18 protein-coding genes are annotated in these 23,701 nt (G+C 42.9%); 9 read left to right on the top strand and 9 right to left on the bottom strand.

What is annotated here, in order from left to right:
• Positions 1-169 precede the first annotated feature (169 nt).
• The 3 genes from HMPREF1154_RS12540 (at position 170) to HMPREF1154_RS12530 (ending at position 7,070) form a co-directional block, all read left to right on the top strand.
• Positions 170-604 (top strand): DUF417 family protein, encoded by a 435-nt coding sequence (locus HMPREF1154_RS12540; protein ID WP_009642980.1) that lies wholly within the window; start codon positions 170-172, stop codon positions 602-604.
• Positions 605-627: 23 nt separating this feature from the next.
• Positions 628-3,132: a reprolysin-like metallopeptidase gene (locus HMPREF1154_RS12535; RefSeq protein WP_009642989.1), complete on the top strand. Its 2,505-nt coding sequence runs from the start codon at positions 628-630 to the stop codon at positions 3,130-3,132.
• A gap of 449 nt (positions 3,133-3,581) precedes the next feature.
• Positions 3,582-7,070, top strand: coding sequence for a reprolysin-like metallopeptidase (locus tag HMPREF1154_RS12530; RefSeq protein ID WP_009642954.1), 3,489 nt, complete (start codon positions 3,582-3,584; stop codon positions 7,068-7,070).
• Between the two features lie 69 nt (positions 7,071-7,139).
• On the opposite strand, the gene HMPREF1154_RS12525 is transcribed toward HMPREF1154_RS12530, so the two are convergent.
• The 6 genes from HMPREF1154_RS12525 to HMPREF1154_RS12500 all read right to left on the bottom strand — a co-directional run bounded on the left by HMPREF1154_RS12525 (position 7,140) and on the right by HMPREF1154_RS12500 (position 15,902).
• Positions 7,140-8,225 carry a TolB family protein gene (locus tag HMPREF1154_RS12525; protein WP_009642986.1) on the bottom strand — a complete coding sequence of 362 codons (1,086 nt, stop codon included), beginning with the start codon at positions 8,223-8,225 and terminating at the stop codon, positions 7,140-7,142.
• Positions 8,226-8,405: 180 nt separating this feature from the next.
• The gene (locus HMPREF1154_RS12520; protein WP_009642963.1) at positions 8,406-9,542 is read right to left on the bottom strand and encodes a cytochrome-c peroxidase; all 1,137 of its coding nucleotides are present in this window, start codon (positions 9,540-9,542) and stop codon (positions 8,406-8,408) included.
• A gap of 80 nt (positions 9,543-9,622) precedes the next feature.
• Positions 9,623-11,161, bottom strand: coding sequence for a DUF6850 family outer membrane beta-barrel protein (locus tag HMPREF1154_RS12515; protein ID WP_232212005.1), 1,539 nt, complete (start codon positions 11,159-11,161; stop codon positions 9,623-9,625).
• Between the two features lie 58 nt (positions 11,162-11,219).
• Entirely contained in the window at positions 11,220-12,545 is a 1,326-nt protein-coding gene (locus HMPREF1154_RS12510; RefSeq protein WP_009642949.1) for a DUF4876 domain-containing protein, read from the bottom strand.
• Positions 12,546-12,631: 86 nt separating this feature from the next.
• On the bottom strand, positions 12,632-15,304 hold the full coding sequence (locus HMPREF1154_RS12505; protein ID WP_009642987.1) for a TonB-dependent receptor plug domain-containing protein: 2,673 nt from the start codon (positions 15,302-15,304) through the stop codon (positions 12,632-12,634).
• 391 nt (positions 15,305-15,695) lie between these two features.
• The gene (locus tag HMPREF1154_RS12500; protein WP_157231290.1) at positions 15,696-15,902 is read right to left on the bottom strand and encodes a hypothetical protein; all 207 of its coding nucleotides are present in this window, start codon (positions 15,900-15,902) and stop codon (positions 15,696-15,698) included.
• Positions 15,903-16,060: 158 nt separating this feature from the next.
• Here HMPREF1154_RS12500 and HMPREF1154_RS12495 point away from each other — a divergent pair, with 158 nt between their 5' ends.
• A complete protein-coding gene (locus HMPREF1154_RS12495; RefSeq protein WP_009642991.1) occupies positions 16,061-17,188 on the top strand; it encodes a DegT/DnrJ/EryC1/StrS family aminotransferase in 1,128 nt (375 codons plus the stop codon).
• Between the two features lie 108 nt (positions 17,189-17,296).
• On the top strand, positions 17,297-18,274 hold the full coding sequence (locus HMPREF1154_RS12490) for a pyruvate dehydrogenase complex E1 component subunit beta (RefSeq protein WP_009642967.1): 978 nt from the start codon (positions 17,297-17,299) through the stop codon (positions 18,272-18,274).
• A 323-nt stretch (positions 18,275-18,597) separates the two neighbouring features.
• Here HMPREF1154_RS12490 and rpmF read toward each other — a convergent pair whose 3' ends face one another.
• The 3 genes from rpmF to HMPREF1154_RS12480 form a co-directional block, all read right to left on the bottom strand.
• The gene (gene rpmF, locus HMPREF1154_RS13265; RefSeq protein ID WP_009642973.1) at positions 18,598-18,804 is read right to left on the bottom strand and encodes a 50S ribosomal protein L32; all 207 of its coding nucleotides are present in this window, start codon (positions 18,802-18,804) and stop codon (positions 18,598-18,600) included.
• A 12-nt stretch (positions 18,805-18,816) separates the two neighbouring features.
• Entirely contained in the window at positions 18,817-19,356 is a 540-nt protein-coding gene (locus HMPREF1154_RS12485; protein WP_009642961.1) for a YceD family protein, read from the bottom strand.
• 71 nt (positions 19,357-19,427) lie between these two features.
• Positions 19,428-20,507 (bottom strand): DNA replication/repair protein RecF, encoded by a 1,080-nt coding sequence (locus tag HMPREF1154_RS12480; RefSeq protein WP_009642968.1) that lies wholly within the window; start codon positions 20,505-20,507, stop codon positions 19,428-19,430.
• A 113-nt stretch (positions 20,508-20,620) separates the two neighbouring features.
• Here HMPREF1154_RS12480 and HMPREF1154_RS12475 point away from each other — a divergent pair, with 113 nt between their 5' ends.
• From HMPREF1154_RS12475 to ruvA, 4 genes are all read left to right on the top strand, one after another.
• On the top strand, positions 20,621-21,436 hold the full coding sequence (locus HMPREF1154_RS12475) for a tetratricopeptide repeat protein (RefSeq protein ID WP_009642971.1): 816 nt from the start codon (positions 20,621-20,623) through the stop codon (positions 21,434-21,436).
• A gap of 1 nt (position 21,437) precedes the next feature.
• Positions 21,438-21,920 (top strand): 6,7-dimethyl-8-ribityllumazine synthase, encoded by a 483-nt coding sequence (gene ribH / locus HMPREF1154_RS12470; RefSeq protein WP_009642978.1) that lies wholly within the window; start codon positions 21,438-21,440, stop codon positions 21,918-21,920.
• 401 nt (positions 21,921-22,321) lie between these two features.
• Positions 22,322-22,672 (top strand): 4Fe-4S dicluster domain-containing protein, encoded by a 351-nt coding sequence (locus tag HMPREF1154_RS12465; RefSeq protein ID WP_034567531.1) that lies wholly within the window; start codon positions 22,322-22,324, stop codon positions 22,670-22,672.
• A gap of 441 nt (positions 22,673-23,113) precedes the next feature.
• A complete protein-coding gene (ruvA, locus tag HMPREF1154_RS12460; protein WP_009642976.1) occupies positions 23,114-23,701 on the top strand; it encodes a Holliday junction branch migration protein RuvA in 588 nt (195 codons plus the stop codon).

Here is a 23,701-nt window from a genome sequence, read left to right as displayed (position 1 = left end):
TTTTTCTTTCCTTTTTAGCAAAGATAATGCCGCACTTACAAGACTGACAAAATGGCAGGCAGGTTTTGAGTTCTAAGTCTTGAGTTTTGAGTGAATGAGAAATTTTATTATTTACTATTTGTTTTTTACTTAAAAAATCGTAATTTTGCAACTGTAATAAATTATAAAAATGAAAAATAGCAGTACCGTCCTATGTTACAAAATAGGGTATTACATCAGCCTTTTTGGAGTGGCCACTATTCTACTTTGGATAGGAGCATTCAAGTTTACACACACTGAAGCAGAGGGAATTAAACCTTTGGTAGAACATAGCTTTCTGCTCTCATGGCTTTATAAAATACTGAGCATGCAAGGAGTTTCCAACCTCATAGGCGTAATAGAGATAGCCATAGCACTGGCACTAATAGTAGGGATATTCTCACCGATAGTACGTAAATTGGCTTTTGTAGGTTGTACGATTACTTTTCTTATTACTTTGAGCTTTCTTTTTACCTCTGCTAAAACCTATTACTATATAGAAGGAGTTCCTGTTACCGATTTCTTTATCTTAAAGGACATTCCTATGTTAGGCTTTGGAATGATAAGTATGAACAAGCCTAAGTAGTTAAAAGAACTAATGACTAAAAAATGAGGTTTTTTATCTGTGTTTTATTATTAGGGATAGCCCAACTAAGTGCGCAACCCACTATTGCCAATACGCCAACCCTAAGAGTCTATCGCTTGGCGATCAATATACCCTATAATACGTATAGCAGTTGGCTTTTTGAAAAAGATACCGAGAAGGTGAAACAGTTTTGGCAAGAAACAGAACACTTTCTTAACCAAATGTATATGCGTGATATTGGAGTACGTTTTGAGCTGGTAAAGGATGAACGACTGATTATAACAGACCCTAAAAAAGAAGTCTTTAAGCGCCAACACAATGCTAGCTATATTATAGGACTTGCTACGGAGGCAATCAATGAGCTTATAGGTAGCGAGAACTATGATGTAGGTATCTGTGTAACCTATTTTACGAATAATAGGAAAAGCATGGTACTGCGAGGACTTTCCCATATTGGGGGCGTATATCACAACGAACATAAGGGCGCCGCTGTAGCAGTACCTACTAAAGAGGTGATTGCTCATGAAATAGGGCACCTATTTGGAGCACGTCATACTTTCAGTGGTGTGAATTTTGACTATGCGAGCGAAAAGACAGAATATGACAAGGGACAATCGGTTATGAGTTCGGGTAGTCCAAGGGATTTCTTTTCGCTATCCAGTATTGAGTTGATTCGAAGATACCTCAGTGAGCAGGCGGGACATCGCTCTAAAGATGTTTCCTTTGCGTCTGCTCCCCCTCGTATAGATAAGAGCCAGATAAAACCACGCTATACCCTCCCGAAGGATACCTATTTCTCTTTTGCCATACCTGCTACTGACCCCGATAGCCAGCAGCTCTATTATATGGCAGAGCAACATGATGTACGCTTAGGCGAAGAGACTTCCGTAGCACAATATACCATTCCTCAGCCTACGACCATACCTTCGGTAGCCTTTAAGCGACAGTACCATAAGCACACAGGTAGTGAGGTAGCCAATAGCTGGATTCGTGAGCAGCAAACGGGTACTTTTACCTTTTGGTTGGCCGTAAGTGATGCCCAGCCGCATAGTGGTAAGGATTATATTACCCAATATGATTTGGCTGAAACACAAGTGGTTGTAACAGAGGGAACGCCCTTTAAAATTACGACCTCTACCGCTAATAAGACTTATAGAGGAGGGAGCAAACAGACTCTCACTTGGTCTGTGGACAAACCTATTTTTGAAGGAACTAAGGTGCGTATCTGGCTCTCAGATGACCATGGACAGACCTATCCTTATCTTTTAGCTGATGGGGTAGAGAACACTGGCAGTTATGAAGTTACGCTACCCAATATTGCGATAAAAAAACAGCCTTATGGCACTTCAGGGCTTGAGGTAGGAGCAGGCGTGATTAAGATAGAGGTGATAGACCATATAGCCTTTGCCGTTAGCGATGAGAATCCTAAAGCGGGGGGCGGATTTATCCTCGAAAAAGATGACGACTTGCCACTTGCCTTTGTGCTTCCCTTACCCCAAGATAAAACTATAGAAGAGGGACAGCCTCTTCCTGCTCAAGTTACACTTAGGGCGGTAGGTCCTTGTGGTATCCCTACAGTAACCCCTTCAGTAACAGAGGAAAGGAAAGAGGGCAAACTCACAAAAATTACTTATCAATGGCTTGCTACAGACTCTTGTGGCAATCAGGTTACTCATACCCAAGTGATTACTATCAATCCTAAAAAACAAGAATCCGTACCGCCCTCTGATCCTAAGCCAGCTCCAACCCCTGAGCCAACACCCAAGCCAGCACCGACCCCTGAGCCAGCACCGACTCCAGAGCCAACGCCCCAACCAGCGCCAACCCCTGATCCAACGCCCAAGCCAGCACCAACCCCTGAGCCAACGCCCAAGCCAGCACCAACCCCTGAGCCGACGCCCAAACCAGCACCAACTCCAGAGCCAACGCCCAAGCCCGCACCAACTCCAGAGCCAACGCCCAAGCCCGCACCAACTCCAGAGCCAACGCCCAAATCAGCGCCAGCCCCTGAGCCAACGCCAACTCCAGAGCCAACGCCCAAGCCAGCACCGACTCCAGAGCCAGCGCCCAAGCCAGCACCGACTCCAGAGCCAGCGCCCAAGCCAGCACCAACCCCTGAGCCAGCACCGACTCCTGAGCCAACGCCCAAACCAGCACCGACTCCTGAGCCAAAGCCCAAGCCAGTGCCGACTCCTGAGCCAAAGCCCAAGCCAGTACCGACTCCTGAGGCGCAGGAAATTATAGTATATAATGGAGTTTCTGCAGAAAACGGAGGTGAAAATTATTTTAGAGTAGAAAATACAGACCCCAATACGCCTATAAAGGTGCTTATTTTTAACGAAATGGGCTTGATAGTCTATGAAAATGCGCATTATCAACAAAACGGAGACGTATTCCGAGGGTATGCCAATGTAAAAGGTGTGATCACCAGCGGTCAAAGCCTCCCTTCAGGTACTTATTTCTATATACTTTCTTATACCCATAACGGAAAACAAGAAACAAAAAAGGGATACCTTTATTTAAAGTAAAGCCAAGCGAATATATGGAGCTTGGGTATGTGAGTAAAAAATAAAAAGTAAAGCCAAGCGAATACTTGTAGCTTGAGTATGTGGGTAAAAGGTAAAGTGATTTATATTTCTGAACATTCATCATTGATAATTCATTTAAGTTTCGCAGGTCATTTTTAGGTTATAATTGGATTTATAATTAATTAATAATCAATATATTGTAAAAAAAACCTCCCCCTTGCCCCCTCCGAGAGGGGAAAGTCTCCGAATACTTGGAGGAGAGTATGTGAAAATTCGTTGAAAAAGATAAAAATTGTCTATTAATCTGGAAAATGTCCTCTCTCTAACTTCTTGAGAATCATAAACTATCTCATTCCCCCTTTGGAGGGGGTAGGGGGAGGTTTTTGAATATCAATAAGTTACAGAACTTTCGAAACTTAAATAATTCATTATTAACAAAAATATTTGTTGTGAAAACAATTCATTGTTTTAGCTTTTGGTTGCTTATAGGGTGTTGTTTTTCAGCGCTCTATGGTCAAGAGAAAACGAGTGCTGTCATAGCACATTTCTCCAAAGCCACTCATTTGCAGTGGGCAGTACCCACTCCTCAGGGGAGTCTTCCTCTGGAGTGGGAGGAACGAGACAATACGCTTTCCTCTGAGGGGTATCGTAGTTTTGTTGCCTATCATCAAGGGGTGTTTTCTGGTAGTATCTCTATGAATGACACTACTTTATCAGGAGAGGTATGGCAGGGCGGACATACTTATTCCCTCTCAGATGACAAGGGACTACTTAGGGTAAGCCCTCAAGAATTGCACACCTCTTGTGAGGCTTGTGCTGATGGAGCGACCCCTCAGCGGGCAATGCTGCCTACTCGTCTGGCTCCTGGTACTATCTTGGCGGAAGAATCGCTTCCTTCCGAGGACAAGCGGGTACTGTATAATGTGCATGTACTGAGGACTTTCCGCTTGGCCATGCTGATAGATTATAGCTTTTACAAAGGGCACTGTCAGGGACGTATGGAACTGGCCAAGGCCTTTATGACGGATGTACAAACCAAGCTTAATGAGGTCTGCGGACGAGAATTGGGCTACCAATTTGAATTAGTAGATGATCCACGCCTGATCCGAGTTGCAGAGAAAGAAGAAATCTATCCCGATAAGCCATTGGTACGTACCGTTGTAAATACGGCTACAGATGCGTTTAATAAACTTATAGGAGAGGAGAATTACGATGCAGGTATCGTCTTTGCCGTATATAAGGACAATCGTGGATTGGCACATTTAGGAGAGATTACAGGTAAGCTCAAGGGAGGCTGTGTGGCCAATGAGGAGTTCTATATCATTCTGCATGAACTTGGACACCTATTGGGTTCCGCGCATACCTTTACCATAGGAGGGGCTACGGCCTCTTCCTTTACCGAACCTGATAGGGGTAACTCTATTATGAGTTATATCAATGACCCTTATGGCACTTATTTTTCCTTGCCTTCTATCTATACTATTCATAACCGTACCAATCTGCATGATGCCTATTATGCCGATAAGGCACGTACCCAGCTCGTGGGACTTCCTCAGCCCAATATTCCTTATGGGGAGCCCTCCGATAATAAGGCACCGATGATTGACCGTAGCAAGCTCAAGAAAAGTTATACCTTACCCCCTAATACCTATTTCCAATTTACCATAGAAGCGAGCGATCCCGATGGAGATCCCTTGCTATATATGGCGCATCAGGCTGATTTTAAGGTGTTTGGTAAGGCGCGTTTTCCTTCCAACCGCCCTACTACAGATAATAAAATTGCTTTCTATCGGCCATATACTAAGGATAAAAGCACAAATGAATGGAAAGAGGTTCCTTACAAATTCACAGGTGAATACGAAACAGGAGATTTTACTTTTTGGTTAGGTGTATGTGATGGTTCTGTAGGAGCTTATAAAGCAGGCAAGCCCCATACCCCTCTCTATGATGTTTATCAGACCAAAGTACAAATAAAAGATGGAACCCCTTTTAGAATTACAAATATTATAGGAGAAAGTAAATCAGGTAGATATAAGCGAGGAGAGAATGTTACCCTACATTGGAATGTGGATAAGAAGCTATTTGCCCCAGATAGTAAGGTACGTATTCTTTTCTCAGATAACTATGGAAAGACCTATGACTATGTCTTAGCAGAAGCAGTGCCCAATAGTGGCCAGGCAACCGTTATTTTCCCTCAAGCAAAAGGCTGGAAGGGCTATGCAGGCTATGTGGAGGGTACCTTCAAGATAGAAGTACTGGATCATATAGCTTATGCAGTCTATCCGGATAAACCCTATACGCTTGACATGTTGAGTTCGAGTATTGTCTTTAATAATTTGCCCAAGCCAGTTATTACCGTAAAAAGAACGGAAATACCTGAAAGAGCAGAGGTTACTGCCACATCTGACCATGGTGAATGTAGGAATAAAAAGGCAGAGGTTTCTTTTTCAGAGGAATCGCATGCTGACTATATAGTGCGCCGTTGGGTAGCCACGGATAAATGTAAAAACAAAGCTACTTTTGTGCAATATATCTATTTTGAGAAAGAAGCTCCTACCAAGACCCTACATTTTGTAGGGGATCTTCCTCAAGATATACATGTACAATGCCCAGGAGAGATTCCTCCTAAGGCTACATTGCAGGCAGAAGGAAGCGATTCGGTTGAGATCGAATACGAGGAAGAAATGACCGAGGGCGATAAGAAAGCCTACAAGCTCACTCGTGTATGGACGGCCTATGCGGCTGATGCACCTGCTATCCGACATGTTCAACAAATTTTCCTAAAAGACACCCAACGACCAGAATTTTCAGCCTATCCTGCGAACCTAACCGTAAAGGATGAAAGCGAAATACCATTCAAACCTACCCTTACAGCTACGGATAATTGTGATTCTCAAGTGGATGTTTCTTCAAGCTCTGAGCCTATCTATGACAAGCAAGGTAAAAAGATAGGAGAACGCAATGTATGGTTTGCTGAAGATGCTGCCCATAATGAAAATCGCTACGAACAAATTATCACCATTGACCCCAAAGCGGACGAAGCTCCTAAGCCAGCACCAACCCCTGAGCCAGCACCAACCCCTGAGCCAACACCGACCCCAGAGCCAACGCCTAAGCCAGCACCAACCCCAGAGCCTACGCCTAAGCCAGCACCGACCCCTGAGCCTACGCCTAAGCCAGCACCGACCCCTGAGCCTACGCCTAAGCCAGCGCCGATTCCAGAGCCAACGCCCAAGCCAGCACCGACCCCAGAGCCTACGCCCAAGCCAGCACCGACCCCAGAGCCTACGCCTAAGCCAGTACCAACCCCTGAGCCAACGCCTAAGCCAGTACCGACCCCTGAGCCAACGCCCAAGCCAACGCCGACTCCAGAGCCTACGCCTAAGCCAGCACCGACCCCTGAGCCTACGCCTAAGCCAGCACCGACTCCAGAGCCTACGCCTAAGCCAGCACCGACTCCAGAGCCTACGCCCAAGCCAGCACCGACCCCAGAGCCTACGCCCAAGCCAGCACCGACCCCTGAGCCAACGCCTAAGCCAGTGCCGACACCAGAGCCTACACCCAAGCCAGAGCCGACTCCAGAGCCAACGCCCAAGCCAGCGCCAACTCCTGATCCTATACCGACCCCTGACGTTGTATCACAAGAGGTAGAGGTATATAATGGAGTTTCTGTAGAGGGGGGAGGAGAGAACTATTTTAAAGTAGAAAATACGGATCCTAATACGCCTATAGAGCTGCTTATCTTTAACGAAATGGGCTTAGTAGTCTATGAGAGTGCTCATTATCAGGACAACGGAGACGTATTCCAAGGCTATGCCAATGTAAGTGGCATAGTGGGAAGAGGCCAACGTCTTCCCTCAGGGACTTATTTCTATATAATGAACTATACCCTCCATGGGGAAAAACAGCTAAAGAAAGGATTCCTTTATGTAAAGTAAAGAATAAAAGGTAAAAAGTAAAAACACCTATGGTCTTTGCCTTTTACCTTTTATCTTCCACCTTATTGATTACCGCCACATCATACCGCTGAAGTAAGAGGGAACCCCATGTATGCCTCTTTCTTGGCGGAGTACAATGAAGCCACTTTTGTCGTTTTCAAGGTCATAGAGCTTGTCGTCGTCGCGAATGACAAACACATAGCCATAGCCGTCACCTACAACATGCACCCCTCCGTAGCTGGGTTGTAAAGGGTCATAGTCTGTCCAACCACGACCAACGGTTGGAGCCCCTACCAGAGCAATATACTTGCCATCGGGGGAGAATACGGGATGATATTCACCATCGGCCTTATCAGACCCTGTGAGCTGGGAAGTGGTTACTTGGTGCAAGTTGCTGCCGTCTATATTCTGTACCCAAAGGTGTTTGTTATAGCGGAAAGCCACACGAGTACCTTGTGGATTTACAGTTACATAGCTGGCGCCTTTGCCTTCGTTGAGTGTAAGTACTTCTTCTACACGGTCTCCAAAAGCCTCCTTCCAGCGATAGAGTACCCCTCTGATAGCGCTATACATTTCATTATTCAGTGTCCATACAGGGGTACTTTGGTAGCTCAAATCGTCACGGGTAAGCCCCTCAGTAAAGTCAGCTATGAGTTTGCCTGTCTCGGTATTGAGCAAGAGCACCCCACGCTTGTCCCAATCATAGGAATCAACCGCAATGAATCTCTTGTTGGGTGAGAGGCGAATGATACATCTCTTGTAAAACTCTTGGGGGTCATAGGTAAAGCTAAACGAAAAGGTATTGCCCGTCTTGGGAAGATCATCGTAGGCGAACCATACATGACTACCGTCCCAAGGGCGCAACAAGAAAGTTTGGGTATCTTGGGTACCAAACGAACGGTCAGTACTAATAGCCAGTGCTATTTCCTTACTGCCATAGGTGATATCACAGCCTGTAATACCAGGGCCGGTCTTCGTTTTTACTACCTTGCTGAGCTTTCCATTGGAGAAGTTATAGGACTGAATACCATCAGTAGCGAAATCCACATAGAGCGTACCAGGTAGCGAAGCAGCATTTCCTCCTCCTCCTTCTTTGGAGCAGGAGGAAATGAATAATGCTGTGGCAATGAGTGTTGAAAAGATAAGTTTTTTCATGATAATTAAGGATTAAGGGTTATGTAGGACGCAAAGGTATGAAATATAAATCCTTAATAATCAATGATTAACAATAGTTTAGGAATATAGGAGTAAAGGGTTATAGGATTCCTGCTAAAACCTTATAACCCTAAATTTCTTTACTTCTTGACTAAAAAACTATAACTTTTTATACCTTAGTTATGGTAATTCAGGGATTCTTTCTCGCTTGAAAGGGGAGCTGAGGGTAAGGAGAAAGGCCTTGAGGGCTGCTCTTTCCTCCTTGGTGAGGGAGAGCTTTTGGAGCAGAGGATCAGTAGTAGGGAAAAGAGGGTCGTTTTCCTGATCTTTGCGAGGCTTAGGGTGCGCCATACCTGCATCGTACATTTGTATTACTTCGTCTAAAGTAGATATTAGGCCATTGTGCATATAGGGAGCTGTGCGGCTCACTTCACGTAGGGAAGCTGTTTTGAATCGGCCTACATCATCTTTGTCTTTGCTGATTTTGTATCTGCCTAAATCCTCATATTTGCGTCCATAGTAGGACATACCTAAGTTGTGAAACTGCTGGTCAGAAAATATAGGAGAGAAATGGCAGTTCACGCAGCGAGCCTTGGTACGGAACAGATGCAAGCCCAAGACCTCTTCATCGGTGAAAAGGTCTTTTTCGCCTGCGATAAAGCGATCAAACTTGCTTTTGCCGCTGACAATGGTACGTTCGTAAGTAGCAATGGCATCAAAGATACGAGAAAGGGTAATGGTCTCATCGGCAAAGGCTTCTTTGAAGTATGGACGATAGCCTTTGATACGCTTAATATTCTTTAGGGCAACTACTTCATGAGAGGCCATTTCTACTGGGTCGGTAAGAGGGAACATGGCTTGGGATTCGAGGGTGCTCGCCCTGCCGTCCCAAAAAAAGGTAGTATGGTAAGCCATGTTAAATACTGAAGGAGAGTTTCTTACCCCATTTTTACGATTGTGTCCAAAGGAAAGACTACGTCCGTCTGCCCAGCCCAATTCAGGATCATGACAATTGGCACAGGAGATTTGTTTGGATTTTGAGAGGCGAGGGTCAAAGAAAAGGAGCTTGCCTAATTCTTTTTTCGCATCCGTATAAGGGTTGTTCTCAGGGAAAGAGAGTTTAGGTAAGGAGCCGATTTCCACATAACGAGCTTTTACGCTTTCGTCCAACAGGGGAGCTTCCCAGTTTTTAGAATCTCCGCTGCTATAAGCTTCTCTAAGCTGTGCTATATATTCAGGTTCGTACAAAGATTCCTTCAGTCGTGTAAAGGAGAAGAAAACGCCCATACAAAGGGGTAAAATAAGTATTTTTTTCATTTTTCAGTTGTTAGTTAGTTTTAAGATTATGAAATTAAGGGGTATAGTCTTTTAGACTTTGGCAGACAAAGGTGCAAATTTTATTTGAGTAAAGAAATCGAGATAGCAGCACCATAGCGATCAGTTCCCTTGAAGGTGGTTAGGTAGGTGGAATGGATGCTTGTGATAAGCAGCGTACCACTTGAGAGGCGTTTTTTGAAATCTACGCCTAAGTCAAGCAGATAGCGAGTCTTGTCAAAATAAGCATAGTCAGGATAGACTACCTCTTGATAGAAAAGGCGTAATGTACGGGCGGCATAGTCTGTAGGACGATAGGGCTTGCGATAGTCTTCGTTTTGGTTTATCAGCTTGTTGTACAGGGGACTGATAAGGGTAGTCTTTAGAGAGGGCTGTACCACAAAGCGATCTAACTCATATCCTTTTGTCCAAAACAGAGATAGGGCAAGGGAGGAATGATCAGTAAGAGTTTTTGCCATGATATCTTTCTGATAAGCCCCCTCATAGATAGCCTCTAAGGCTAACTCACGATGGGTTTCTCCAATTTGCTTTAACAGATTGGCAGAGAAAGAGATGTCCTCTTGGTAAGCACGATAATTGCGTCCTTGACGATTCATAAGGCGGTTGGTGGTTTGCCTGTCAGAGGCTATAAGGGACAGACTTAGAGCCTGGTCTTCTTTTAATTGGTTGATATAATGTGCTTTAGCTAAGAAAGTATCCTCATAGAGGCGCGCTAAGATATCTTCATCAAATTCACTATCATTGCCATTGCGATAGGTATGAGTGAGTGTGTTTTTGTAACTTCCCTCCACTAAGAGTTTATGTAGTTCTCCTGTATAATGGTAGCCAAAGGAAAAGCCATAATAGTCGTTATTACGTTTGTTATTAGCGTTAGAGGTAAGCTGAAAGGTGCCATAACCAAGTTGCCAACGATTATACTTGGTAAAATTGTTAGGTGTTTGCCCCTCTTCGTCGGTGAATTTCATTTTATTAGTTACTTTATTGTATCCATATTCGGCAGAGAAGGCTATTTTGTGTTTATTAGAAATATGAAAGGCGGTTTGTCCTGCGAAAAATAGTTCATTGTGGTTTGTTTTAGGGCGAGGATCGTAGATTTCTCGAAATTTTTCTTCGTAGTTGATACGGGCAGAAAGAGTCATATCCCATATCTGCTTATAGATAGGAATACCAGCTCCTCCGAAGATATTGTACTGTTGGTTCACCCATGGAGCAGGTCGGCTTACGGCAAAGTAATGAGGATCAGGCATAAGGCCATTGGGCTGTACCTCCCCATCGGAAAGCGTCCACGCCTTGTCTTTCTGATAGATACGTTGCAAGTTGAGCTTTCCAAAGAAGTTGATACGTTTATGCCTATAGAAGCCATAGGAGCGCAGACCAAAATCTGTTTGTTCTTTGGCTTCTTGGGCAAGGTGTAGGTTACCCTCCCTATGGTTTAGGTATAAGCTGCTGGAAGTAAAGTTCTCTATAGGTATTTCTGTAAAGAAGATAGGAGATTGTTCATATATGGCATACATCTTTCCAAACATATCGGTATCTGGGGGGATTTGTCCATAGGAGGTGATTACAAGGAGTCCAAATAAGGGTAAAAAGAGTCTTTTCATAGTAAAAATGGAAAGAATGAGTGCCTTAAGACACTCATTCATATAACTAATATAGTAATTAATCTAAAGCACTAAGGTCAAATACTTTTACTTTTCTATCAAAGTCATTGGTAGAGTTGTTGGTATCCTGATAGCGTGTAATACCATTTTTAGTATCTTTCACTTTGCGGATAAACACCTCGGAGGAGTAGAAACTTTCGGCCTTGAGTTCTCCTGCATCTATGCTATTGGGTAGACTATGAGGGAAGGATTTGTTAGCATCATCATGTTGGGCATTGACTCCATCAATGATTTTATCTATAGGGATCTGTACGTACTTAGCAGTATCAGGCTTAGGAGTAGTTATTGTAGGCAGTGCAACACGCTTATAAGCATCAAAGTGTTCTTTAGTATCTCTAAAAAGAATATAGGCTTCCCTACCATGTGTATCCAAAAGGAAGTCCTTTCCCCCACTTTTGTGGAGTATGACCATATTGGTGACCGCAGGATTATCGGTGTCCAAAGTTTTTCCGTCTTTGACAAAAGAAGGATCTAAATATACTTCAAAGTGAGCTCGGCTTAAATCAAGAGTTAGTTCAGGATTTCTTACAGGTTGTCCGGCGATAGGTTCTTTGTGGTTACGAGCTGAAGCCGCTACAATCTTGGATTTGCCTGGAGCTAAAGGATGTTCTTTTCCGCTACCTGGAAAGGCAATAACTGTTTTGGCATATACATAGTCAGTATTGGCTTTCTCATTTAAACCTTCTAGGCCTTGCGCTTGACTCCAGTCATATTTCCCTTCGGCATCAAATCCTTTTTTACCTTTGTTGGATTTGGCATTGGCTGATACAGTCAATTTAGCAAAGTAGATACCATCCAAATAGAGCGTATCGGAGGAATTGTTATGTACCTCAAAGAAGTTATCATAGTATTTGGCCGCTGTCTGGATATTGGAACCTGTATAGTATAACTGTTTGATCACCAAATCGCCCATACGAGCAGTGCTCATCTTGAACGAAAGAGCATTTGCTTCTTTGGAAATAGTTACTCCCTGTTTGGAGGCAGAGAAATGAGCTTCATTATCAAAGCCAAAGAGGGTATTGTTCTGTTCCTTGGTTAGGGATTTAGACACCTCTATATTGTAAGTGCCAGGGAGCAGTTGTAGGGTAGCCTTTCCTTCGTCAGAGGTGGTAGCCTCATACAGCTGGCCAGTGGAAGTGTCGCTAAGTTTTACCACAGCACCAGCGGCTTTGACATTATTGAATTTGTCCCCATAAGTAGCCTCTACTGTGTAGGAGATACGGGACACTTCCTGACTTTGACCATTATTATCAAAGCCCTCATCGTCCTTGCGGCAAGCACTCAGTAGCGCTATGCAAGATAGAAGTAAAACAATTTTCTTCATAAAAGTATATTAAGTTTTTAATTTTTAGTTGTTAGTGATAAGTTTTTAGTGTCTGACCACTAATTACTAATCATTAGCCACTAGGATTATATTTTTCCAAAGTTGAAAGTAGCGGTAGCTCCAAAGGAAATAGCTTCGTTCATACGTGTTTCAGAACCAGCAATCACCACTGTGGGGCGGTAATTAGCTACATTATTGATATAAAAGGACAGAGAGAGTCCGTTTTGTAATTCTTTTGTAAGGCGCAAGTGGAAGTTATGATACATAGGGGTACGTCTGTCTTGGCTTGTGGTACCTGCCACTCGATGGAGAGCCTGGTAGCGACTGCTGCTTCGCTCTGCCTCTGGGATTACGATATGTTGTAACTGACTATTTAGATACCCCAAAGGATAGATATCCTTAATAGAAGCAAACTGATGACTAAAGGTGAATTGCTCTATTGTCAAGGAGGTCAATAGTCCTAAGAAAGGCAGGTGATAGGTAGCCGTTAGGCGCAAGCTTAGCTTATCGGCACTTGTGATGTCCTTAGGGTATAGGATATATCGGTGTTCGGTGTCAGCAAAATTAGTATTAGCCACTTGGTTGGGCAAATTGCTGTCAGATTCGGAATATACATAGCTTCCAGAAAGGGTAAATTGGGTATTGATAGCTTCAATCTTATTAAAATGTACCATTATCTCTACTCCTATATCTGTATTTTTGGCAGTATTTGAGGTGCTTTGGTACTCCAAGAGCATATCTTTGTAACCTATAATGGTATAGGAAGGCGGTAATTTAGGGTTCGTATTGGGGGTGAACCTCAGCTCAGGAATGGGATAAAGGCCTAAGTGAGGGTTGTTCTCAAAGCTATCGTAGTTATAGTTAAGGAATCCTGTAAGGTTAAGGCGCGCAAAAGGCAAGGTAAGGTCAGTACCTACTTCATATTTCCAAGCTTTGGCAGGCTTGAGGGACACTTCAGGACGTTCTATGACATGGGTTTGTATATAATTGACGGCATAGTCACCAGTACGCAAGTCTTTGACTAAGATATCAAAGAACACATTACCAGGAAAGCGGTTTTGTAAGGAAGGAGCCTTGGTGGCTAGTCCTGCTCCTGCTCTTAATTTTACGGAGGGGGAGAGGGTGAATGCCATGTTCAAGCGGGGGCTAAGTGAAGAAAATCCATTTTGGTTCTCATATCTTAGCCCTATATTAGTTGCTAAGGATTGGCGGTTGTTGAAGGTATAGGTGATATTGTCTTGCACATAGAAGTGGAAGAGCTTATTGGCTATCACATAACGATTAAAGTTCAGCGGGCGTACACCTTGTCCGCTATCTGTGCCTCCTTTGTTAGGGTTTAGAGAAGAGAGCATAGAAGCAGAATTGGTATCAAAGATCTTTCCTTCGCCTATATTATCACTATAGGTGAAGCCCGTTCCTGCCAATACAAGATGACGGAAATTATGATAGAAGAAATCTTTGGAAGCATTCAGGCTTAGAGCACCATTAATAGGTTCGCCTATGGTGCGCTCCTTGGACATATAGGAGACAGGCGTATAGGCTCCTTGGTGGAAAGAGGTATGGTCAGCCAAGGGAACTACATTACCTATTCCATTGACATAGTATTCCTTGGTAGAATCTGTTTTTGTATAAGAGAAGCTTACAGAGCTTGTTAGTTGGTCTATCCAAGGGCTTTCTAGCTGCAAGGTAGTGCGGTTACTTAGTGTATAGCCGTATTCTTTTTTAGAGGAGCCATTTCGGAACATCTCGTCTAATTCTTTGTACTGCTTGCTGCCGTCCAAGTTACTTCTTGCCGAGAGGGTTAGTGTATTTTTTAAGCGTTGAGAGGAGTTATAAGTACTCCATATTCCTGTGGTGGTGAGTCGGTTGAAGGACATCAGATCATTGCGAGGATCGCTGTTAGAGTTGAGATAGTCTAAGGATAGACTCAGGTTACCCCAATTCTTAGGTAATTTGATGCCCTTTTGAGCACTAACTGTATTGCCTCCGCCTACCATAGAAGCAGAGAGCTGTAGGGGAGAGACCCCCGCCTTGCGCTCTACGATAATCAAGCCCGAAGTCGCATTACCATATTTAGCATCGGCAATACCACTGATCACTTCTACCTTTTCTATATTGGAAGAAGGGATGGTACGTAGGTCAATGGAGCTATTGGCATGAGAAAAAGCAGCGTTATTGCTTCCTCCTTTTTGAGTATAAGCATAGGTCTGCATATTCTCATCGTTGGAGATATACATATCATCCATAATGAAGCCTATTCCAAAAGCGTTATTTTGGTTTTTGAGGGCAGTACGCAGTTGGATATCTTTGGGACTCTCCAAGGCAATATTCTTGATAGGTTGCCCAGGGAGTTGTTGCAGCACATCGGATAGGGAGAGCGATTGGAACTGACTAATGGCATATTTGTCAAGAGTGATGGCAGAGCTAGTCTGATCCTTGACCTTGTCGGCAGTAACCACTACTTCTTTTAAGGAGAGAGATTCTTCTCTTAGGGTAATAGTAATAGAGATATCACTTCCTTTGATTGTACGTCTTTCCATACCTAAGAATTGTATGTCCAAGTCGTATTCCTTAAGGAAAGGGAGGGAAAACTTACCGTTTTCATCCGTGATAGCCCATTTTTTGGTGTTTTTATCCACAACACTCACCCCTAGAAGAGGTTCCTTCCGCTCGTCTTGTACGATGCCAGAGAGCAACTGCTGTTGGCCGTATAATGTAGCGGAAAATAATGCTAAAAAGCTCCAAATCAGATACTTCATGAAGTAAAAATTTCGGGAGCAAAGATATTATTTTAAATCGGTCTAAATCATTTTTTAACTTTTTATTAAATATTCAGTATTTTATAATTAGCAGAAGAGGAATTTGTGTAGTTAAATTATATTCTTTTGTAAATCGCTGTATAATTTGATAAATAAAAGGTTATAAAGGTGAGGGATTTCAGCTAAAACTCTATAATTCTTTGTTTCTCAGTTATTAACGCGAATAAATAGTAGAAAGGCAATCGTATAGTCCAATTCATTAAGACGCAATAAATTGCGTCTCTACGGAAAACTATATCTATTATGTAATTATCTTAGCCAGCACATGTGTAGAGACGCATTTTATTGCGCCTTAGATAGTTAGCGGATAATATTTAACTATGGATTCGTATTATTGATTGTTCTTAGTGTAAGGTATATCATACTTGCTTATGATAGATTGGGCTCTTTCAGCCAATTCTTCTATTGTTTTCTTTTTTTTAGAAGAAAGTGCTGTCTGTGTTGTCGCTGTTTTATTCTTAGTAGCCTCTTTCTTTAACTCTTGGGAAGTTGTTGTTTTCTTTGAAGCTGTTTTCGGACGTGTCAATGTAGCTGGCATAAGATTCTTATTTTGAGTACAAAGGTACAAATTATTCCCCATACTAGACCACAAAAATTGTACCAAATCCCTATAATCCTTAACACAAAAAAATTAATCATTAATTTCATACATTAATCATTATTTTGTATCTTTGCGGGCGATAAACAACCAAGACCATGAAGAAAATTCAAATGGTAGATTTGCAAGGGCAATATGAGCCCTTGAAAGCACAAATACAGCAATCCTTTGATGAGGTGCTCTCCAGTGCGGCTTTTATCAATGGCCCTCAGGTGCAAGCGCTACAGAAGGAATTGGAACAATACTTACAGGTAAAACATGTGATTCCTTGCGCCAATGGTACTGATGCTCTCCAGATAGCTATGATGGGCTTAGGCCTTAAACCTGGCGATGAAGTCATCACAGCTGACTTTACTTTTGCCGCTACTGTGGAGGTGATAGCTCTTCTAGGGCTTACGCCTGTACTGGTAGATGTGGAACCCAATACGTTCAATATAGATATAGAGGCTATTAAGAAAGCGATTACTCCTAAAACCAAAGCCATAGTTCCTGTGCACCTATATGGTCGCCCTGCCAATATGGAGGCGATTATGCAGATAGCTAAAGAGCATAACCTCTTTGTGATAGAGGACAATGCACAAGGTATAGGGGCGGACTACACTTGGAGTGATGGCCACAAGCAGAAGCTCGGTACTATAGGGCAGGTAGGGGCTACAAGTTTCTTCCCATCCAAGAATTTGGGTTGCTATGGCGATGGCGGGGCTATCTTTACCAATGATGATGCGCTGGCGCATACCCTGCGAGGTATTGTAAATCATGGTATGTACGTGCGTTATCACCACGATGTGGTAGGGGTCAATTCTCGTTTGGACTCCTTGCAAGCATGTGTATTGCGAGCCAAACTGCCTCACCTAGATACCTATAATAAGAAGCGCCGTAGCTTTGCCCTTATGTATTCTGAAAGGTTGGCAGCCAACCCCAATATCATCACTCCAGAGATTCCCGAAGGGGATACAGCTCATGTGTTTCACCAATACACCATACGTATTACCAATGGTAAGCGTGATGCCTTAGCTGAGCACTTATCTACCCATGGTGTACCTTTTGGAATTTACTATCCTATACCACTGCACCAGCAAAAAGCCTATACAGATCCTCGCTATAAGGAGGCAGACTTTCCCGTGACCAATCTCCTAGTACAGGAAGTACTTTCCTTGCCTATGCACACGGAATTGGACGAAGAACAAATAAATTTTATCACAAAGTTGATTGTTGATTTTGTATAAAGTAAAAAAATACGTAATTTTGCAGCTAGTTAAGAGAAGAAAGAATAGTGAAAAGTGAATAGTGGCTAACCACTAACCACTAATTGCTAAGAACTAAAAATAAAAGTAATGAGAACAATACAATTCAGAGAAGCTATTTGCGAAGCGATGAGTGAAGAAATGCGTCGTGATCCTTCTATTTATTTGATGGGAGAAGAGGTAGCCGAGTACAATGGTGCCTACAAAGCCTCCAAGGGAATGTTGGACGAGTTCGGCCCTAAGCGAATCATAGATACACCTATTGCAGAGAGTGGTTTCTCTGGGATCGGAGTAGGTTCGGCTATGAATGGTTGCCGTCCTATCATTGAGTACATGACCTTTAACTTCTCCTTGGTTGGCATGGACCAAATCATCTCCAATGCAGCTAAGATGCGCCAAATGTCAGGCGGACAGATCAATATTCCTATTGTATTCCGTGGGCCTACTGCCTCTGCTGGACAATTGGGAGCTACGCACTCACAGGCTTTTGAGAATTGGTTTGCTAACTGTCCAGGTCTTAAAGTGGTAGTACCTTCTACGCCTTATGATGCCAAAGGCTTGCTCAAATCAGCTATTCGTGATAATGACCCTGTAATCTTCATGGAATCCGAACAGATGTACGGAGACAAAGGTGAAGTGCCAGAAGAGGAATATACCATTCCACTAGGCGTAGCCGATGTTAAGCGTGCTGGGAAAGATGTAACCATCGTTTCTTTCGGAAAGATTATCAAAGAGGCTTTCGCTGCTGCCGATGCGCTTGCTAAGGAAGGTATAGAGTGTGAGATTATAGATATTCGTACCATTCGTCCTATGGACTGGGGGACTATCTTTGCTTCAGTGAAGAAAACCAACCGCTTGGTAATCCTTGAAGAAGCATGGCCTTTTGGTTGTGTATCTTCTGAAATTACTTACCAAGTACAAGAACATATCTTTGACTACTTAGATGCACCTATCCAACGTATCACTACTGCTGATACCCCTGCTCCTTATTCACCAGCCCTTCTACAAGAATGGTTGCCTAACGCTCAGGACGTAATCAAAGCAGTGAAGAAGGTACTCTATAAATAATGATTAATGACAAATGATTAGTGATTAGTGACTAATGATTAATGATTAAATGATAAGATGCAATAAATTGCGTCTCTACGGAAGACTATGCTAAAGAAGGAATTGTCTTGGCTGGCGCTTGCGTAGAGACGCAATTTATTGTGTATTAATGTAGGGAGATGTATTGTCTCTTGTGGAGATATGTTATTTCCTTAATGTGGAGATGTATTGTCTCTTAATGTGGAGATGTATTGTGTATTAGAGTAGGATTCGATTCATTTTAAAAATAAAAAAAGGTAAAAAGTATTACTTTACTTTTTACCTTTTATCTTTTACTTATATTTTTAGCTTGCAGCAGCTTCGTTGCCAGCAGTAGCGTCTATAAGGACTTGGCCACGATAGTAGAGCTTGCCTTCAAACCAGTGTGCTCTGTGGTAAAGGTGTAGTTCGCCAGTTGTTGGGTCTTTAGCTATTTGAGGAACTACAGCTGTGTCATGCGTTCTTCTTTTGTCTCTTCGGGTAGAGGATTGTCTTCGTTTGGGATGTGCCATTTTCTTATTTTTTTATTTGTTCAACAATTTTTTTAATTCGTCCCAGCGTGGGTCTGTCTGGGAATCATCTGCTGCTTCTTCAAGCTCTTTGGGGCTAAAAGCATCTATGGTGTCTAACACTTCGGCGAGGTTCTCAGCCTGCGAATTGATACGCTTGGCAGGTACCGAGAGCACAATCATTTCATAGATGTACTGGGCTACCGAAAGGGTGTGTTCGCCTTGGGGAAGGATAAGCAACTCATCATTATCATCATTGTAGCTATCCCCAAACTTCACCACTAAGTCTAAAGCACCCTCAGTAGGGAGGTCAAAAGGTTCATCAGTGATATCACAATTGACATTAACAGTGCCTTGGCTTAAGAAGTGTAGTTCCAAGAGGGTACTTTTCTTCTTTAAGTGTACACTTACTCTCTGGTTCACCTGGTTGAACTCATGATAGTCAAACAACTCAAAAAAGTGGTTATCTATCTGATATTCAAAGAGATGTTCTCCATCTTTTAGTCCTGCAAAGTGAATATCATACGCTTTTAAGTCGCGTTTTTTATCTTTCATTCTTATATGCAGTTTGAGGGTGCAAAGATAGGAATTTTTTTAATTATCCAAAAATAATTGTGGATAAATTTTTAGAGTGTAAAAATCTGATATTCTGTGGTAATCTCCTTGACCATCTGTTCGGTGCGCTCCTTGTCGGTATCGCTGAGAAACACCTGAGAGAAGGGAGGGAGGGTAACCATTCGAAGGAGCTGTCCTACACGCTTGCTATCAAGTTTGTCAAAAATATCGTCCAATAGCAGTATAGGAGCGACCTTGGTATGCTCATAGATACTAAGGAATTGGGCAAACTTCAGGGCGATAAGGAAAGATTTCTGTTGGCCTTGGCTGGCGAATTTCTTAACGGGCTGTTCCTCTATGGTAAAGACCAAATCGTCCTTATGTACCCCAATAGTAGTGTATTGGGCAGCCCTGTCTTGGGAGATACTCTGAGAGAGTAACTGCTTGAAATCCTGCCCCTCCAGCGGGCTAAGATAGCTAACGCTTACTTGTTCTTTCCCTTGGGAGATGCTCTGGTATTGCTTTTGGAAAATAGGGAGGAATTCCTCCAAAAAAGCCTTGCGTTCCTTGAAGAGTTCTTGGCCATATAGGGAGAGTTGGTCATCGTAGATGGCTATGGTATCAGGGTCAAAATATGCCCGTTCGTGCATGAGCTTAAGCAGGCTATTGCGCTGGGTGAGGGCTTGGTTGTATCTCAGTAGGGTTTGCAGATAGAGGGGGCGTACCTGAGAGAGCATGCCATCGAGGAACTTGCGCCTGGCTTCGCTGCCCTCGTGAATGAGGTCACGGTCGGAAGGGGAGACCATCACGATAGGGAACGTGCCGATATGCTCGGAGAGTCTGTCATAGAGCTTGCCGTTGCGCTTGACCACTTTTTTCTGTCCTTTCTTGACGCTACAGACCACTTGTTCCTCTCGCCCCTCTCTAAGGAAAGTACCCTCTATCAGATAAAAATCCTCTCCTAAGCGAATGTTGTGCAAAGTACTCGAAGAAAAGTAGCTTTTGGTCATTCCTAAGTGGTAAATTGCGTCCAAAGAATTGGTTTTTCCGATTCCATTGTCGCCCACAAAGCAATTTAGCTGAGGAGAAAAAGAGAACTCTTTGTTTTCTATGTTTTTGAAATTCAGTATGTAAAGTCGTTTTAGGTACATCAAAAAAGGGGCTTACAAAAACATGCGCAAATTATTAAAAATTCTTGAGAAAAACACCCTCTATTACAAATAAAAATTTTATTTTTGCAAAATCTTTTTAATGCAAAAATTTTATGTCAGTTTACAAGAAGAATAACTATCGTCCAGGCCGACAAACAAAGAAAGAAAGACAACAGGAAGAGGCTGCTAATGAGGTTAGTAGCGAACAATTATCACATGAAAGTACCACTGCGGAGGTCTTCGATACCTTAGACGAAAAAGCAGGCAAGACTGAGGCATGGGTGATCCAGCATCAGCGTACCATCCTCTTTACAATCGTTGCTGTAGTGGTAGTGGGGTTAGGTTATATGTTTTACAAACAGTTTGTAAGCGAACCTCGCGAGCGAGAAATCTCCGAACAACTCTCTTTTGCTCAGAGTGTATTCAACCAGGCGCTTGATGCCAATACCACTGCTACCCGTGATTCTCTCTTTACCCTTTCGCTCAATGGAGATAAGACCCATGCAGGCTTTTTGAAGATTATCAAGGATCATGGCTCTAGCAAAGCGGGCAATGTGGCTAACTATGCAGCAGGTATGGCTTATCTGCAACTGAACAAATATAAGGAAGCGGTAACCCATTTGGACAAGTTCTCCTCTTCCGATCCGATCCTTAGTGCTTTGGCTTTGGGTAATATAGGCGATGCTTTTGTAGCTCTTAACCAACCTAAAGATGCTATGGATTATTATAAAAAGGCAATAGATAAGAGCGATAATGCCCTTACGGCACCTATCTATCTAAGTAAGGCAGCACAAGTGGCGCAAGATCAAAAGAACTACAAAGAGGCCTTAACCTATTTGGAACGCATCAAGACTGATTATCCTAACTCTGAAGAGGCAGCTTCTGTAGATGTGCAAATCAGCCAAGTAGAGGCACTTACGAACCTATAATATGGCGACAGAGAACAAGAACTTATCTACCTATGATAAGGCTGCTCTTCCGCAGGTGAAGGGCAAATCTATCGGGGTTATCACCTCTCGATGGAATGGAGAGATTACCGAAAACATGCGCAAGGGAGCCGTAGAGACCCTCTTGGATTGTGGTATATTGCCTGAGGATATCCTTCAGTGGCAGGTGCCAGGCGCCTTTGAACTGGTCAATGGTGCTAAGCGTATGCTCCTTAGCAAAAGTGTAGATGCTGTCATTGTTATAGGCTGTGTGATACAAGGGGAGACCAAGCACTTTGACTTCGTCTGCCAAGGGGTGACTCAAGGGATCGCTTACCTGAATGCTACCCAACCTGTTCCTGTGATTTTTTGCTTGCTGACCGATAATACTCTGCAACAATCCATAGACAGAAGTGGCGGCAAGCATGGCAATAAGGGCATAGAAGCCGCTATTACAGCTATCCAAATGATTGATTTAGAGAAATAAAGGATAAAGGGTTATAGATAGAAAAGGGTTATAGGGTTTTAACTGAATCCTGTAACCCACTTTTTTAGTGACTAGTGACAAGTGACTAATGACGAGTGACTAGTGACAAGTGACTAATGACGAGTGACTAGTGACAAGTGACTAATGACGAGTGACTAATGACGAGTGACTAATGACGAGTTACAAGTGACTAATGGAGATTCACTTAAAATTCAAAACTCAAAATTCAAAACTCATAGAAAAATCGTATCTTTGCCCCTGAGTAAGGTAAGTGTGTCTTGCTCTTGGGATTTTTTTGGATAGGGGACTTCCCTCTGCCCCCTTGGGGAGGTTTCCATCATAGATATAGAAAAAGAGGGGGAGAGCGATTGAACATTAATTTATTACTAAAAAATAAAAAAATGGCTATTATTATTACTGATGACTGTATCAATTGTGGGGCTTGCGAACCTGAATGCCCTAACAATGCTATATACGAGGGCGCTGATGACTGGCGCTATAGCGATGGGACGACCCTTAGAGGGAATATCGTCCTACCTAATGGAAAACATGTCAATGCCGATGAGGTGCAAAAGCCCATTAGCGATGACTATTACTATATAGTCCCCGACAAATGTACCGAATGCTTGGGCTTCCACGAGGAACCACAGTGTGCTGCCGTATGCCCTGTGGATTGCTGTATTCCCGACGAAAACTATAAAGAAACCGAGGAAGAACTCTTGCAGAAAAAAGCGTTTTTACATAATGAATAATGGTTAATGATTAATGCCAATAATGATTAATGGTTAATGCCAATAATGATTAATGACTTAAGTTTCGCAAGTTATTTTTGAATTATAATTAGTTTTGTAATTAATTGTAAATCAATATTCAACAGAATAAACCTCCCCCCGCCCCCTCCAAAGGGGGAGTAAGTACGTTGGAAAAGGATAAATTTGTTAGTCAAAATGAAGAGTTTTCTATTGTCTAACTCTCTGAAAATCCACTGTTTAGTAAATCCCCCTTTGGAGGGGGGTAGGGGGGAGGTTTTGAAAGTCAGTGAGTTACAGAGCTTGCGAAACTTAAATTAATCATTAATCATTGCTGGCATTAATCATTATCTTGTTATTTTTTTCCTAAAACTATTCTTAGTCTCAAGAAAAATGACGAATATTGCTTGCTAAACGCAGAGAAATAAACAACGCAAAAAAACTATGATAACACACCTTGAAGGTCGCTTGGTGGAGAAAACGCCTACTTATATAGTCATAGACTGTAATGGCGTGGGCTACTGGGTGAACATTTCTTTGAATACTTTCTCGCAACTTCCTGACTCGGAGCGGGTTAAGGTGTATACCTACCTACAGGTGAAGGAAGATGCTCATACTCTTTTTGGCTTCTTTGACAAGAGTGAGAGGGAACTTTTTACCCTGCTTATCTCCGTATCGGGGGTGGGAGCTGCTACGGCACGGGTGATGCTCTCTTCGCTTTCGCCTACACAGTTGCGCAGTGCCATTATCAACAATGAGGTGCGCACTATACAGTCGGCTAAGGGGATAGGGGCTAAGACGGCACAACGTATTATATTGGATCTCAGGGAGAAGGTACTCAAGCTTTCTGAAGATCCTTCCTTACCTACATTACCACAGGGACAACCCCATAAGGAAGAGGCTTTGGCAGCCTTGGAAGTATTGGGCTATCCAAGAAAAACAGCCGAAGGGATAGTAGGAAAAATCCTCTCACAATCCAGCGAAGAACTTTCTGTAGAACAGCTTATCAAACAAGCCTTAAAACAATTGTAA

The organism is Capnocytophaga sp. CM59 (genome assembly GCF_000293175.1).
Taxonomy (GTDB): domain Bacteria; phylum Bacteroidota; class Bacteroidia; order Flavobacteriales; family Flavobacteriaceae; genus Capnocytophaga; species Capnocytophaga granulosa.
The sequence above is the reverse complement of the archived record's forward strand: the minus strand, read 5'-3'. Positions and strand labels throughout refer to the sequence as shown.